Source organism: Geodermatophilus nigrescens (assembly GCF_900129495.1).
In the GTDB taxonomy this organism is placed as follows: domain Bacteria; phylum Actinomycetota; class Actinomycetes; order Mycobacteriales; family Geodermatophilaceae; genus Geodermatophilus; species Geodermatophilus nigrescens.
On the sequence record NZ_FQVX01000003.1, the window covers coordinates 503,999 to 519,403 of the forward strand.

The window sequence follows — 15,405 nt, forward strand, 5'->3', positions numbered from 1 at the left end:
CAGCGCTGACGAGCAGGGGTAGGGTTCTCTGTTGCGCTGCCCCCTGACTGCCTGCCCGCCGAGCCGGGTCGAGTGGGGTGCCCGGGATCACCCGGCACCCGGTCGACCGCGCGGGCCGGACGCCGTCGGCAGCCCCGCCGAAACCGACGACGACCCAGGACGAACCCGCACCCCCGCCCGCACGTCGTGAGGTCCTTGGAAGGACGCATCTTGGCAGGCTCTCGCCCCACCAGCATCTCCCCCAGCACCACCGAGTCCGGCGGCTACGGCCAGCAGAACCAGACTCCCCAGGCCGGCCCCCGCACCGGTGAGGCCGACCAGCAGAAGATCCCCGGGGCCCCCCTCCGGGTCTCGTTCGCGAAGATCTCCGAGCCCCTCGAGGTCCCGGACCTGCTCGCCCTGCAGACCGCCTCCTTCGACTGGCTGGTCGGCAGCCCCGAGTGGCGCGCCACCCTCTCGCCCGAGGAGCAGGCCTCCGCCGTCGGCGGCCTCGCCGAGATCCTCGAGGAGATCTCCCCGATCGAGGACTTCAGCGGCTCGATGTCGCTGTCCTTCTCCAACCCGCGCTTCGAGGACGTCAAGGCGTCCCTCGAGGAGTGCAAGGACAAGGACATGACCTACGCGGCGCCGCTGTTCGTCACCGCCGAGTTCATGAACAACACCACCGGCGAGATCAAGTCGCAGACGGTGTTCATGGGTGACTTCCCGATCATGACGAACAAGGGCACGTTCGTCATCAACGGGACCGAGCGCGTCGTGGTCTCCCAGCTCGTCCGCAGCCCCGGCGTCTACTTCGACAAGACGCTGGACAAGACCTCCGACAAGGACGTCTTCAGCGCCAAGGTGATCCCCAGCCGCGGTGCGTGGCTGGAGTTCGACGTCGACAAGCGCGACACCGTCGGCGTCCGCATCGACCGCAAGCGCCGCCAGCCGGTCACCGTGCTGCTCAAGGCGCTGGGCTGGACCGAGGACCGCATCCGCGAGCACTTCCAGTGGTCGCCCACCGTCCTCGCCACCCTGGAGAAGGACCACATCGCCGGGCAGGACGAGGCCCTGCTCGACATCTACCGCAAGCTGCGGCCGGGCGAGCCGCCGACGCGTGAGTCGGCCCAGGCCCTGCTGGAGAACCTCTTCTTCAACCCGAAGCGCTACGACCTGGCGAAGGTCGGCCGCTACAAGGTGAACAAGAAGCTCGGTGTCGAGGTGCCCCAGCCGACCTCGACGCTGACCGAGGACGACATCGTCGCCACCATCGAGTACGTCGTGCGCCTGCACGCCGGCGAGCCCGACCACGGCGTCGACGACATCGACCACTTCGGCAACCGCCGCCTGCGCACCGTCGGCGAGCTGATCCAGAACCAGATCCGGGTCGGCCTCTCCCGCATGGAGCGCGTCGTCCGCGAGCGGATGACGACCCAGGACGTCGAGGCGATCACGCCGCAGACCCTGATCAACATCCGGCCGGTCGTCGCCTCCATCAAGGAGTTCTTCGGCACCAGCCAGCTCTCGCAGTTCATGGACCAGACCAACCCGCTCGCGGGCCTGACCCACAAGCGCCGCCTGTCGGCGCTGGGTCCCGGTGGTCTGTCCCGTGAGCGGGCCGGCATGGAGGTCCGCGACGTGCACCCGAGCCACTACGGCCGGATGTGCCCGATCGAGACGCCGGAAGGCCCGAACATCGGCCTGATCGGCTCGCTGTCGGCCTACGGCCGGGTCAACGCCTTCGGCTTCATCGAGACCCCCTACCGACGGGTCGAGAACGGCACGGTCACCGACCGGATCGACTACCTGACCGCCGACGAGGAGGACCGCTTCGTCGTCGCGCAGGCGAACTCGCCGCTCGACGCGCAGGGCCGCTTCGCCGAGGACCGCGTCCTGGTCCGCACCAAGGGCGGCGAGGTCGACTACCTGGCGCCGGAGAACGTCGACTACATGGACGTCTCGCCGCGGCAGATGACCTCGGTCGCGACGGCGATGATCCCGTTCCTCGAGCACGACGACGCCAACCGCGCGCTCATGGGCGCCAACATGCAGCGCCAGGCCGTGCCGCTGCTCCGCTCGGAGGCCCCGCTCGTGGGCACCGGCATGGAGCTGCGCGCCGCCGTCGACGCCGGCGACGTCGTGGTGGCCGAGAAGGCCGGCGTGGTCGAGGACTCCACCGCCGACTACGTCACCGTCATGGCCGACGACGGCACCCGGCAGACCTACCGCCTGCTGAAGTTCCGCCGCTCGAACCAGGGCACCTCGATCAACCAGACCCCCGTCGTCGACGAGGGCCAGCGCGTCGAGGTCGGCCAGGTCATCGCCGACGGCCCGTGCACCGACCAGGGCGAGATGGCGCTGGGCAAGAACCTGCTCGTCGCCTTCATGCCGTGGGAGGGCCACAACTACGAGGACGCGATCATCCTGTCGCAGCGCCTCGTGCAGGACGACGTCCTGTCCTCGATCCACATCGAGGAGTTCGAGGTCGACGCCCGCGACACCAAGCTCGGTGCCGAGGAGATCACCCGGGACATCCCGAACGTCTCCGAGGAGGTCCTCGCCGACCTCGACGAGCGCGGCATCATCCGCATCGGTGCCGAGGTCGTCCCCGGCGACATCCTCGTCGGCAAGGTCACGCCCAAGGGCGAGACCGAGCTGACCCCCGAGGAGCGGCTGCTGCGCGCGATCTTCGGCGAGAAGGCCCGCGAGGTCCGCGACACGTCGCTGAAGGTCAAGCACGGTGAGTCCGGCAAGGTCATCGGCGTCCGCGTGTTCTCGCGCGAGGACGGCGACGAGCTGCCCGCCGGCGTCAACGAGCTGATCCGGGTCTACGTCGCCCAGATGCGCAAGATCTCCGACGGTGACAAACTCGCCGGCCGCCACGGCAACAAGGGCGTCATCGCGAAGATCCTGCCGCAGGAGGACATGCCGTTCCTCTCCGACGGCACCCCGGTCGACATCGTGCTCAACCCGCTCGGTGTCCCCGGCCGGATGAACGTCGGCCAGGTGCTGGAGACCCACCTCGGGTGGATCGCCAAGTCCGGCTGGCAGGTCGAGGGCACCCCCGAGTGGGCGGCCAACCTGCCCGAGCAGGCGCGCCAGGCCGACCCCGGCACGCGGACCGCGACGCCGGTGTTCGACGGCGCCCGCGAGGAGGAGATCATCGGCCTGCTCGGGTCGACGATCCCCAACCGCGACGGCGACCGGATGGTCCAGGAGACCGGCAAGGCCCGGCTGTTCGACGGCCGGTCCGGCGAGCCGTTCCCCGAGCCGATCTCGGTGGGCTACGTCTACATCCTGAAGCTGCTGCACCTGGTCGACGACAAGATCCACGCCCGGTCGACCGGCCCGTACTCGATGATCACGCAGCAGCCGCTGGGTGGTAAGGCGCAGTTCGGTGGCCAGCGCTTCGGTGAGATGGAGTGCTGGGCGATGCAGGCCTACGGCGCGGCCTACGCGCTGCAGGAGCTGCTGACCATCAAGTCCGACGACATCCTGGGCCGCGTCAAGGTCTACGAGGCCATCGTCAAGGGCGAGAACATCCCCGAGCCGGGCATCCCCGAGTCGTTCAAGGTGTTGCTCAAGGAGCTGCAGTCGCTGTGCCTCAACGTCGAGGTGCTCTCCGGCGACGGGCAGGCGATCGAGCTGCGTGACACCGACGACGAGGTGTTCCGGGCCGCGGAGGAGCTGGGCATCGACCTCAGCCGCCGCGAGCCCTCCAGCGTCGAGGACGTGTGATCGGCGGCCGGCCGGCCCCGCGTGACGGGGCCGGCCGGCGCCCCTCCGACAACAGCTAGAAGTGCACCAACCGAGCCCCGGGAAAGGGGTCCACTCAGTGCTCGACGTCAACTTCTTCGACGAGCTCCGCATCGGTCTGGCCAGTGGCGACGACATCCGCCAGTGGTCGCACGGTGAGGTGAAGAAGCCCGAGACCATCAACTACCGCACGCTCCGTCCGGAGAAGGACGGTCTCTTCTGCGAGAAGATCTTCGGTCCCACCCGGGACTGGGAGTGCTACTGCGGCAAGTACAAGCGCGTCCGCTTCAAGGGCATTATCTGCGAGCGCTGCGGCGTCGAGGTGACCCGCGCCAAGGTCCGCCGCGAGCGGATGGGTCACATCGAGCTGGCCGCTCCGGTCACCCACATCTGGTTCTTCAAGGGCGTCCCCTCGCGCCTGGGCTACCTGCTCGACCTGGCGCCCAAGGACCTCGAGAAGATCATCTACTTCGCCGCCTACCTGATCACCTCGGTCGACGACGAGGCGCGCCACCGCGACCTCCCGACCATCGAGGCCGAGATCAGCGCGGAGAAGCACAACCTCGAGAGCCGGCGCGACGCCGACGTCGAGGCCCGCCAGCAGAAGCTCGAGGCCGACCTGGCCGAGCTCGAGGCGGAGGGCGCCAAGTCCGACGTCCGCCGCAAGGTGCGCGAGGGCGGTGAGCGCGAGATGCGCCAGCTGCGCGACCGCGCCCAGCGGGAGATCGACCGCCTCGAGGAGGTGCTCGACACCTTCCGCAAGCTCGAGGTCAAGCAGCTCATCGCCGACGAGGGCCTCTACCGCGAGCTGCGCGACCGCTTCGGTGAGTACTTCGAGGGCGGCATGGGCGCCGCGGCCCTGCAGAAGCTGCTGTCCGACTTCGACCTCGACGCCGAGGCCGCCTCGCTGCGCGACACCATCCGCAACGGCAAGGGCCAGCGGAAGCTGCGCGCCCTCAAGCGGCTCAAGGTCGTGGCGGCGTTCCAGCAGACGCGCAACTCGCCCATGGGCATGGTGCTCGACTGCGTGCCGGTCATCCCGCCGGACCTGCGCCCGATGGTGCAGCTCGACGGTGGCCGCTTCGCCACCAGCGACATGAACGACCTGTACCGCCGGGTCATCAACCGGAACAACCGGCTCAAGCGTCTGCTCGACCTCGGCGCGCCCGAGATCATCGTGAACAACGAGAAGCGGATGCTGCAGGAGTCCGTGGACGCGCTGTTCGACAACGGCCGCCGCGGCCGGCCGGTCACCGGCCCGGGCAACCGTCCCCTCAAGTCCCTGAGCGACCTGCTCAAGGGCAAGCAGGGCCGGTTCCGCCAGAACCTGCTCGGCAAGCGCGTCGACTACTCCGGCCGTTCGGTCATCGTCGTCGGCCCGCAGCTGAAGCTGCACCAGTGCGGCCTGCCCAAGCAGATGGCGCTGGAGCTGTTCAAGCCCTTCGTCATGAAGCGGCTGGTCGACCTCAACCACGCGCAGAACATCAAGTCCGCCAAGCGCATGGTCGAGCGTGCCCGCCCCGTCGTGTGGGACGTGCTCGAGGAGGTCATCACCGAGCACCCGGTCCTGCTGAACCGGGCGCCGACGCTGCACCGCCTGGGCATCCAGGCCTTCGAGCCGCAGCTGGTCGAGGGCAAGGCCATCCAGATCCACCCGCTCGTCTGCACCGCGTTCAACGCGGACTTCGACGGTGACCAGATGGCCGTGCACCTGCCGCTGTCAGCCGAGGCGCAGGCCGAGGCCCGCATCCTCATGCTGTCGAGCAACAACATCCTGAGCCCGGCCGACGGTCGCCCGATCACCGCGCCGACCCAGGACATGGTGCTCGGCCTGTACCACCTGACGACCCTCGTGCAGAGCCGGTACGAGGCCGACGGTGGCCGTCCGGCGGCCTTCGGGTCGACGGCCGAGGCGATCATGGCGTTCGACAAGGGCGCCCTGGGCCTGCAGGAGCGTGCGCTGATCCGCCTCGACGAGGTGTTCGGCGTCGACAACGGCAAGGTCAACCCCGCGTGGGAGCAGCCCGCCGACTGGACCCCGGGTGCCCCGGCGCTGGTCGAGACCAGCCTGGGCCGGGTGCTGTTCAACGAGGCCCTGCCCGAGGACTACCGCTTCGTCAACTACCAGGTGCCGAAGAAGGAGCTCGGGGCGATCGTCAACGACCTCGCCGAGCGCTACCCCAAGGTGCAGGTCGCGGCGACGCTGGACGCCCTCAAGTCGGCCGGTTTCCGCTGGGCCACCCGCTCGGGCGTCACGATCGCCATCGACGACGTCGTCACCCCGCCGGCCAAGCAGGAGATCCTGGACCGCCACGAGAACGAGGCGCGCCAGATCGAGAAGCAGTACGAGCGCGGTGTCATCACCGACGCCGAGCGCCGTGGCGAGCTCATCGAGATCTGGACCCGCGCGCGGGCCGAGGTCAGCCAGGCGATGGTGGACAACTTCCCGACCACCAACCCGGTCTGGGTCATGGTCAACTCGGGCGCCCGAGGCAACATGATGCAGATCAGCCAGATCGCCGGCATGCGTGGTCTGGTCGCCAACCCGAAGGGCGAGATCATCCCGCGGCCGATCAAGGCCAACTTCCGGGAGGGTCTGTCCGTGCTGGAGTACTTCATCTCCACGCACGGTGCGCGCAAGGGTCTGGCCGACACCGCCCTGCGGACCGCGGACTCCGGGTACCTCACCCGGCGGCTGGTCGACGTCTCCCAGGACGTCATCATCCGCGAGGAGGACTGCGGCACCGAGCGCGGCGTGATCATGCCGATCGCGACCGTCATCGACGGTGTCCTCACCCGGGACGCGCACGTCGAGACCAGCGTCTACGCCCGCTCCCTGGCCGCCGATGTGGTGGCCGAGGACGGCACGCTGGTCGCGCAGGCCGGCCAGGACCTGGGCGACGTGCTGATCGGCGAGCTGGTCGACGCGAACGTCGCGGAGGTCAAGGTCCGCTGCGTGCTCACCTGTGAGTCGCTGCTCGGCACCTGCGCCACCTGCTACGGCCGCTCGCTGGCCACCGGCAAGCTCGTCGACGTCGGCGAGGCGGTCGGCATCATCGCCGCCCAGTCGATCGGTGAGCCCGGCACCCAGCTGACGATGCGCACCTTCCACACCGGTGGCGTCGCGGGTGAGGACATCACCCACGGTCTGCCGCGTGTGGTGGAGCTCTTCGAGGCCCGCGTCCCCAAGGGCAAGGCCCCGATCGCCGAGCTGGCCGGCTCCGTCCGGATCGAGGACGGCGAGCAGTTCCGCAAGCTGACGATCACCCCGGACGACGGCTCCGACGAGGTCGTCTACGACAAGCTGTCGCGCCGGTCGCGGCTGCGGGTCGAGGACGGCGCCCACGTCGAGGTCGGCGAGCAGCTCACCGAGGGTGCGGTGGACCCGCACGAGGTGCTGCGGATCATGGGCCCGCGCGAGGTGCAGCTGCACCTGGTCCGCGAGGTCCAGGAGGTCTACCGCAGCCAGGGCGTGTCGATCCACGACAAGCACATCGAGGTGATCATCCGCCAGATGCTGAAGCGGGTGACCATCATCGACTCGGGCGCCACGGAGTTCCTCCCCGGTGCGCTGGTCGAGCGGACGCTGTTCGAGACCGAGAACCGCCGCGTCGTCGCCGAGGGCGGCGAGCCGGCCTCGGCCCGTCCGGTGCTCATGGGCATCACCAAGGCCTCGCTCGCGACCGAGTCGTGGCTGTCGGCCGCCTCCTTCCAGGAGACGACCAAGGTGCTCACCGACGCCGCGATCCAGGGCAAGAGCGACTCGCTCCTCGGCCTCAAGGAGAACGTGATCATCGGCAAGCTGATCCCGGCGGGTACGGGCATCAGCCGCTACCGGAACATCACGGTCGAGCCGACCGAGGAGGCCCGCGCCGCCGTCTACACGATGGCCGGGTACGACGACGGGCAGTACTACAGCCCCGACGTCTTCGGGTCGGGCTCCGGTGAGGCCGTGCGCCTCGAGGAGTACGACTGGCGGGGCTGATCCCCGGTAGCACGTGAGAAGGGCCCCGCAGATCGCGAGATCTGCGGGGCCCTTCCCGTGTCCGGCTGGGGCGGCACGATCAGCCGGCCTGATCGTGCTGCGTCCTGGCTCACGGCCGACGGTGAGCCAGGACGCGCGACGGTGAGCCAGGACGCGCCCGGCGTCACGTGACGGAAGGCCGGGCTACCGGTCGGCCAGCGTCCGCATGGTCTCCACGGTGCGCAGCCGGCTCTCGCGGCTGTCGTCGAGGGGCTGCAGCGCGAGGGTGGTGACGCCGGCCTCGGCGTAGGCGGCCACCCGCTCGGCCACGTAGGACTCCGGCCCGATGAGCGACACCTTGCGGACGAACTCCTCGGGCAGCGCCGCGGCCGCCTCGTCCTTGCGGCCGCCCAGGTACAGCTCCTGGACGGTCTCCGCGGCCTCCTCGTAGCCGTAGCGCCGCGCGAGGTCGTTGTAGAAGTTCTTGCCCTTGGCGCCCATGCCGCCGACGTAGAGGGCCAGCTGCGGCCGGACGTGGTCGTGCAGGTGGTCGACGTCCTCGCCGATCGCCACGGGGACGCCGCAGATGACCTGCAGGTCGCCGAGGGCGGCGTCCCGCTTGGCCTTGCCGGCCCGCAGCGAGTCGCCCCACACCTCGTCGGCGCGCTCCGGCATGAACCAGATGGGCTCCCACACCTCGGCGATCTCCGCCGCCAGCTCCACGTTCTTGGGGCCGAGGGCGGCCAGCATGACGGGGATGCGCTCGCGCACCGGCGTGTTGATCAGCTTCAGCGGCTTGCCCAGGCCGGTGCCCTGCTCGGCCGGCAGTGGCACGGTGTACTTCGGCCCCTCGTGCACGAGCCGCTCGCGCCGCCACACCTGCCGGCAGATCTCCACGACCTCACGCGTGCGCTGCAGCGGGGCGTCGTAGGGGACGCCGTGCCAGCCCTCGATCACCTGCGGCCCCGAGGCGCCGAGACCGAGCGTGAACCGCCCGCCGGAGACGAAGTCCAGGCCGGCCGCCGTCATGGCCGTGAGCGCCGGCGTGCGGCTGTAGATCGGCAGGATGGCGCTCATCAGCTCCACCCGCTGGGTGACCGCGGCGAGGTAGCCGAGCTGGCTGACGGCGTCGAAGGTGTACACCTCCGCGCACATCGCGAGGTCGAGCCCGGCGGCCTCCAGGTCGACGATCTCCGCCGCCGTCTCCTGGAAACCCCCGGCGTAGCTGGCCTGGATGCCGATGCGCACCTGCACTCCTTCGGTCGGCGGCGCCCGCGTCGGCGCCTCCGGCGACCGTAGCGGGTGCCCCGGCGGGGGAGAGGGCTCAGGCGGTGCGGCTGCGCAGCGGGCGGACCACGCCCACGACCTCGGTGACGACCCGGACGCCGTCGACGTCGCGAGGCACCCGGCCGGCCGCGTCGGCGTCGGCGACGTCGACCTTGACGACGTAGCCGCTGTCCCGCCGGGCCAGGCCGATCCCCACGACGCCGGGGGCGGCCGACAGCTGGGTGGCGAGGGCGCTCTTGGCGGCGCGGGCGGCGGCTCGGTCGGTCACGCGGGCTCCTCGCTGGGGCCCACCGGCCGGGGTGCCCGGGGCGAGGGAGGCCCCGGGGAGCCGGGCGGGCTCGGTCACCTCCCCATGGTGCCTCGTCCCCGCCCGGAGCGACATCCCCCTGACCTGGGGAGTGTGCTCAGGTGGCGACCCACTCCGCCCCGAGCGTGGCCAGCACGGTCGACAGCGGGGAGGCGAAGGTCAGCCCGGCGCCGGTGCGCCCGCCCCGGCCGCTGCCGGCGAAGAGCAGGGCGAGCGGTGCCCGGTCGCTGCTGCGCCAGATGACCGAGCCGCTGTCGCCGCCGGAGGAGAACGCCCCCGACAGCCCCTCGATCTCGATCTGGTCGTCGAAGACGTGCACGCCGTCGTCGTACTGGACGGCGACACCGTCCACCTCGACGGCGGTGATCCGCCCGCGGGTGTGCCCGGTGGTGCGGCCCACCTTCTCGACCTCCTCGTCGGGCTCGACCTCCAGCCCGTCGGGCACGGCGGCCCCGAGCGGGCCGCCCGGGACGTCGCCGGGCTCGGCGGTCACGCCCTCGTCGAGGGTGGCGACGGCGGCGTCGACGCGGTTGGGCCCGTCGGTGAGGGGCGCGACAGCGGCCAGCGTGGCCACCCGGTCGGCCGCGGTGCCGCCGTCGGCGGGCCCGGGCTGCAGCACGGCGTCCCCGACGGCGCCCGCGCCCTCCGCGGCCAGCACGTGGTTGTTCGACAGCACCGCCAGCCGCCCGTCGAGCCGCACGAAGCCGCCGAGCGTCCCGGCCGACACGGCGGCGTGCGCGACGGACAGGCCGGGCACCAGCGGCCGGGTGCGCCGCTGCAGGTCGGCCGGGGGAGGGGAGGCCCGGTGCCGCGCCTGGGGCAGTATCGGGCCGGTCACCCGGACGTCGACCTCGGCGCGGACCACGTCGTCGAGGCCGGTGAGGAGCACGCGGGCGTCGTCCTCCACGGCGACCCGGATGGCCAGGTGCGCCCGCCCGGGCGCCACCGGGGTCAACCCGATGGCCGGCCGGGTCCAGGGCCGGCCACCCAGGCCACTGGCGGTGGCGAGGGGGAAGCCCTCGGCCAGCCGCGCGGACAGGCGCGCCTTCAGCTCGCGCGCCGAGTCGATCAGCACGGGGACCTCCGTTGCGGTGAGTGCCTTACCTGACACCGACGGTAGGGGGAGGCACCGACAGTCGCGCGTTCCCGCGTCGGGTGGCGGAGGGCTGGCGCGGGCGCCGTCGCGCGGTATGGTGCTCGCCACCCCGGGGCCGCCCCGTGCGGCCCGCGCGGGCGCCGGGAATACGGTCCGGCGACCGCGCCGTTGTGCGGATCGATGGGCCCCGGGGACAGGCAGGCGACCGCCCGCCAGGCGACCGGGACCCGGCTTTGACCGCCCCCGGTACCGCGGGTATCGTGGTCAGCCGTGCCCAGGGTGCCCTGGGCCTGCTCCCGTTCGCGGTGCGCCTGGGTGTCCGGAGGTCCTCCTCCTGGCCGCGGGTCCGCCCCGGTGGGCCGTCCACGGTGGACGGTGTCCGGAGGTGGCGGCGCCGAGTCGCGGGGGGCGACCAGTCCGGTTCGACCGCCGGCCGGTCCTGGGGAGGGCGACACGCCCGACCGCGGGGGCCGGTGGGTGGGGCGTGACCAGGGCAGATGGCCCCGGCAGGACCGGTACCGGCACGCAGAGCAGAACCGTCCACAGCACGACCCAGCGCAGGTAGGAGATCCAGGCCACCCATGCCCACGATCAACCAGCTGGTCCGCAAGGGCCGCGAGGACAAGGTCGAGAAGACCAAGACCCCGGCGCTGAAGGGCTCCCCTCAGCGTCGTGGCGTGTGCACCCGCGTGTACACGACGACGCCGAAGAAGCCGAACTCGGCGCTGCGCAAGGTCGCTCGCGTCCGCCTCACCAGTGGCATCGAGGTGACCGCCTACATCCCGGGTGTCGGCCACAACCTGCAGGAGCACTCGATGGTGCTCGTGCGCGGCGGCCGCGTGAAGGACCTCCCGGGTGTGCGCTACAAGATCATCCGCGGGTCGCTGGACACGCAGGGCGTCCGCAACCGCAAGCAGGCTCGCAGCCGGTACGGCGCGAAGAAGGAGAAGAGCTAATGCCGCGCAAGGGCCCCGCGCCGCGCCGTCCGCTGGTCGCCGACCCGGTCTACCAGTCGCCGCTGGTCACCCAGCTGGTGAACAAGGTCCTGGTCGACGGCAAGCGCTCCGTCGCCGAGGCGATCGTCTACGGCGCCCTCGAGGGCGCCCGCGCCAAGACCGACACCGACCCGGTGGTCACGCTCAAGCGGGCGCTGGACAACGTCAAGCCGGCCCTCGAGGTCCGCAGCCGCCGCGTCGGTGGTGCGACCTACCAGGTCCCGGTCGAGGTCCGCGCCTCCCGCAGCACGACGCTGGGCCTGCGCTGGCTGATCCAGTACAGCCGCGCGCGCCGCGAGAAGACGATGACCGAGCGCCTCATGAACGAGCTGCTCGACGCCAGCAACGGCCTCGGTGCCGCGGTCAAGCGCCGCGAGGACACCCACAAGATGGCCGAGTCGAACAAGGCCTTCGCGCACTACCGCTGGTAGTCGCACCCCGCTGGTGACACCCGTCCACCAGCACCCGCCGGCGGGAACGCCGGGCCACCCCCGGACACCGCACGCGGACCAGAGAGAAAGAGGAGACGAGACAGATGGCCGACATCAAGGCCCAGCTCGCCAAGACCCGCAACATCGGGATCATGGCGCACATCGACGCCGGCAAGACCACGACGACCGAGCGCATCCTCTTCTACACCGGTATCAACTACAAGATCGGTGAGGTCCACGACGGCGCGGCCACGATGGACTGGATGGAGCAGGAGCAGGAGCGCGGCATCACCATCACGTCCGCCGCGACGAAGTGCACCTGGAACGACCACGACATCAACATCATCGACACCCCGGGGCACGTCGACTTCACCGTCGAGGTGGAGCGGTCCCTGCGCGTGCTCGACGGTGCCGTGGCCGTCTACGACGGCGTCGCCGGCGTGGAGCCGCAGACCGAGCAGGTCTGGCGGCAGGCGGAGAAGTACGGCGTCCCGCGCATGTGCTTCGTCAACAAGCTCGACCGCACCGGTGCGAACTTCTTCCGCTGCGTCGACATGATGGTCGAGCGGCTCGCCGCCAACCCCGCCGTCCTGCAGCTGCCCATCGGCGCCGAGGCCGACTTCATCGGCGTCGTCGACCTGGTGCAGATGCGCGCGCTCACCTGGCGCGGTGAGACCAAGATGGGCGAGGACTACGCCGTCGAGGAGATCCCGGCCGAGCTCGCCGACCAGGCCGCGGAGTACCGCGACAAGCTGCTCGAGACCGTCGCCGAGACCGACGACGCGATCATGGAGGCCTACCTCGGTGGCGAGGAGATCTCCGTCGAGACGCTGAAGGCCGCGATCCGCAAGGCCACGATCAACGCGCAGATCAACCCGGTCCTCACCGGCACGGCGTTCAAGAACAAGGGCGTGCAGCCCCTGCTCGACGCCGTCGTGGACTACCTGCCCAGCCCGCTGGACATCGAGGCCATCGTCGGCACCGCGCTCGACGGCGAGACCGAGGTCCTGCGTCACGCCGACGAGGACGAGCCGTTCTCCGCGCTGGCCTTCAAGATCCAGACCGACCAGCACCTCGGCAAGCTGACCTACGTCCGGGTCTACTCGGGCCGGCTCAACTCCGGGTCCCCGGTGCTCAACAGCACCAAGGACCGCAAGGAGCGGATCGGCAAGATCTACCAGATGCACGCGAACAAGCGCGAGGAGCGCGAGGGCGTGGGCGCCGGTCAGATCGTCGCCGTCGTCGGCCTCAAGCAGACGACCACGGGTGACACCCTCTGCGACCCGCAGAACCCGGTGATCCTCGAGTCGATGACCTTCCCGGCGCCGGTCATCTCGGTCGCGATCGAGCCCAAGACCAAGGGCGACCAGGAGAAGCTCGGCACGGCCATCCAGAAGCTCGCCGAGGAGGACCCGACCTTCCAGGTCCGCCTCGACGACGAGACCGGCCAGACCGTCATCTCCGGCATGGGCGAGCTCCACCTGGAGATCCTCGTCGACCGCATGCGCCGCGAGTTCCGCGTCGAGGCCAACGTCGGCAAGCCGCAGGTGGCCTACCGCGAGACGATCCGCAAGGCGATCGAGAAGGTCGACTACACCCACAAGAAGCAGACGGGTGGGTCCGGCCAGTTCGCCAAGGTGCAGGTCAGCATCGAGCCGCTCGAGGTCTCCGGCGACGGCCCGACCTACGAGTTCGTCAACGGCGTCACCGGTGGCCGCATCCCGAAGGAGTACATCCCCTCGGTCGACCAGGGCATGCAGGACGCCATGCAGTACGGCATCCTCGCCGGCTACCCGATGGTCGGGGTCAAGGCCACGCTCGTCGACGGCCAGTACCACGAGGTCGACTCCTCGGAGATGGCCTTCAAGATCGCCGGCTCGATGGTCTTCAAGGAGGCCGCGCGCAAGGCCAGCCCGGCCCTGCTCGAGCCGATGATGGCCGTCGAGGTCGTCACGCCCGAGGACTACATGGGTGACGTCATCGGCGACCTGAACTCCCGGCGCGGGATGATCCAGGCGATGGAGGAGCGCTCCGGCGCCCGCGTCGTCCGGGCCCTCGTCCCGCTCTCGGAGATGTTCGGCTACGTGGGCGACCTGCGCAGCCGCACCCAGGGGCGGGCGAGCTACACCATGGTGTTCGACTCGTACGCCGAGGTCCCGCAGAACGTGGCCAAGGAGATCATCGCCAAGGCCACCGGCGAGTGACCCGCCGGCCGGGGTAGGACCCCGGCCGGCACCCCCAGCAAGCCCACCCCAGAGTTCGCGCACGACGCGAGACCACGAGGAGAGGAACCCAGTGGCCAAGGCCAAGTTCGAGCGGACCAAGCCGCACGTCAACATCGGCACCATCGGGCACATCGACCACGGCAAGACCACGCTGACCGCGGCGATCACCAAGGTGCTGCACGACAAGTACCCGGACCTCAACGAGGCGTCGGCCTTCGACCAGATCGACAAGGCGCCCGAGGAGAAGGCCCGCGGCATCACAATCTCGATCGCCCACGTCGAGTACCAGACGGAGAACCGTCACTACGCGCACGTCGACTGCCCCGGGCACGCCGACTACATCAAGAACATGATCACCGGTGCGGCGCAGATGGACGGCGCCATCCTGGTGGTCGCCGCGACCGACGGCCCGATGCCGCAGACCAAGGAGCACGTCCTCCTGGCCCGCCAGGTCGGCGTCCCCTACATCGTCGTGGCGCTGAACAAGGCCGACATGGTCGACGACGAGGAGATCCTCGAGCTCGTCGAGCTGGAGGTCCGTGAGCTGCTGTCCGAGTACGAGTTCCCGGGCGACGACGTCCCCGTGGTCCGCGTCTCGGCGCTGAAGGCCCTCGAGGGCGACGCCGAGTGGGGCGACAAGCTCATGGAGCTCATGAACGCCGTCGACACGGCGATCCCCGAGCCGGAGCGCGAGATCGACAAGCCGTTCCTCATGCCCGTCGAGGACGTCTTCACCATCACCGGCCGCGGCACCGTCGTGACCGGTCGCGTGGAGCGCGGCATCGTCAAGGTGTCGGAGACCGTCGAGATCGTCGGCATCCGCCCCACCTCGACCCAGACGACCGTCACCGGCGTCGAGATGTTCCGCAAGCTGCTCGACCAGGGCCAGGCCGGCGACAACGTGGGCCTGCTGCTGCGCGGCATCAAGCGCGAGGACGTGGAGCGCGGCCAGGTCGTCGTGAAGCCCGGCTCGATCACCCCGCACACCAACTTCGAGGGTTCGGTCTACATCCTCTCGAAGGACGAGGGTGGCCGTCACACGCCGTTCTTCAACAACTACCGTCCGCAGTTCTACTTCCGGACGACCGACGTCACCGGCGTCGTGACCCTGCCGGCCGGCACCGAGATGGTCATGCCGGGCGACAACACCGAGATGACGGTGGAGCTCATCCAGCCCATCGCCATGGAGGAGGGCCTGCGGTTCGCCATCCGTGAGGGTGGCCGTACCGTCGGCGCGGGTCGCGTCACCAAGATCCTCAAGTAACACCCCCGACGGGCGGCGGCGCACCCCTGCGCCGCCGCCCGTCCCCGGGTCGGCGTGCTGCGTGTGTGCACCGCCACCCTCCCCGCTGGGGCCGCGCC

At 70.4% G+C, this 15,405-nt stretch carries 9 protein-coding genes; 6 read left to right on the plus strand and 3 right to left on the minus strand.

Annotation, left to right across the window (positions count from 1 at the left end; genetic code table 11):
- The first annotated feature begins 210 nt into the window (after window positions 1–210).
- Together rpoB and BUE37_RS16090 are read left to right on the plus strand one after the other, a co-directional pair.
- Window positions 211–3,720, plus strand: coding sequence for a DNA-directed RNA polymerase subunit beta (gene rpoB, locus BUE37_RS16085; RefSeq protein WP_083628769.1), 3,510 nt, complete (start codon window positions 211–213; stop codon window positions 3,718–3,720).
- Between the two features lie 97 nt (window positions 3,721–3,817).
- Entirely contained in the window at window positions 3,818–7,723 is a 3,906-nt protein-coding gene (locus tag BUE37_RS16090; protein ID WP_073421329.1) for a DNA-directed RNA polymerase subunit beta', read from the plus strand.
- 183 nt (window positions 7,724–7,906) lie between these two features.
- Here the strand turns inward: BUE37_RS16090 and BUE37_RS16095 are convergent, their stop codons facing one another.
- The 3 genes from BUE37_RS16095 to BUE37_RS16105 all read right to left on the minus strand — a co-directional run bounded on the left by BUE37_RS16095 (window position 7,907) and on the right by BUE37_RS16105 (window position 10,371).
- Window positions 7,907–8,950 (minus strand): LLM class F420-dependent oxidoreductase, encoded by a 1,044-nt coding sequence (locus BUE37_RS16095; protein WP_073421330.1) that lies wholly within the window; start codon window positions 8,948–8,950, stop codon window positions 7,907–7,909.
- 76 nt (window positions 8,951–9,026) lie between these two features.
- Window positions 9,027–9,257, minus strand: coding sequence for a hypothetical protein (locus tag BUE37_RS16100; RefSeq protein ID WP_073421332.1), 231 nt, complete (start codon window positions 9,255–9,257; stop codon window positions 9,027–9,029).
- A gap of 136 nt (window positions 9,258–9,393) precedes the next feature.
- On the minus strand, window positions 9,394–10,371 hold the full coding sequence (locus tag BUE37_RS16105) for a chymotrypsin family serine protease (protein ID WP_073421334.1): 978 nt from the start codon (window positions 10,369–10,371) through the stop codon (window positions 9,394–9,396).
- 602 nt (window positions 10,372–10,973) lie between these two features.
- Between BUE37_RS16105 and rpsL the strand changes: the two genes are divergently transcribed.
- The 4 genes from rpsL (at window position 10,974) to tuf (ending at window position 15,307) form a co-directional block, all read left to right on the plus strand.
- Window positions 10,974–11,348, plus strand: a complete 375-nt coding sequence (gene rpsL, locus BUE37_RS16110) for a 30S ribosomal protein S12 (protein ID WP_012950487.1) — start codon at window positions 10,974–10,976, stop codon at window positions 11,346–11,348.
- Window positions 11,348–11,818: a 30S ribosomal protein S7 gene (rpsG, locus tag BUE37_RS16115; protein ID WP_073421335.1), complete on the plus strand. Its 471-nt coding sequence runs from the start codon at window positions 11,348–11,350 to the stop codon at window positions 11,816–11,818. The genes rpsL and rpsG overlap by 1 nt, the downstream gene beginning before the upstream one ends.
- A 104-nt stretch (window positions 11,819–11,922) precedes the next feature.
- The gene (gene fusA, locus BUE37_RS16120) at window positions 11,923–14,022 is read left to right on the plus strand and encodes an elongation factor G (RefSeq protein ID WP_073421337.1); all 2,100 of its coding nucleotides are present in this window, start codon (window positions 11,923–11,925) and stop codon (window positions 14,020–14,022) included.
- A gap of 91 nt (window positions 14,023–14,113) precedes the next feature.
- Window positions 14,114–15,307 carry an elongation factor Tu gene (gene tuf / locus BUE37_RS16125; RefSeq protein ID WP_073421338.1) on the plus strand — a complete coding sequence of 398 codons (1,194 nt, stop codon included), beginning with the start codon at window positions 14,114–14,116 and terminating at the stop codon, window positions 15,305–15,307.
- Window positions 15,308–15,405 lie beyond the last annotated feature (98 nt).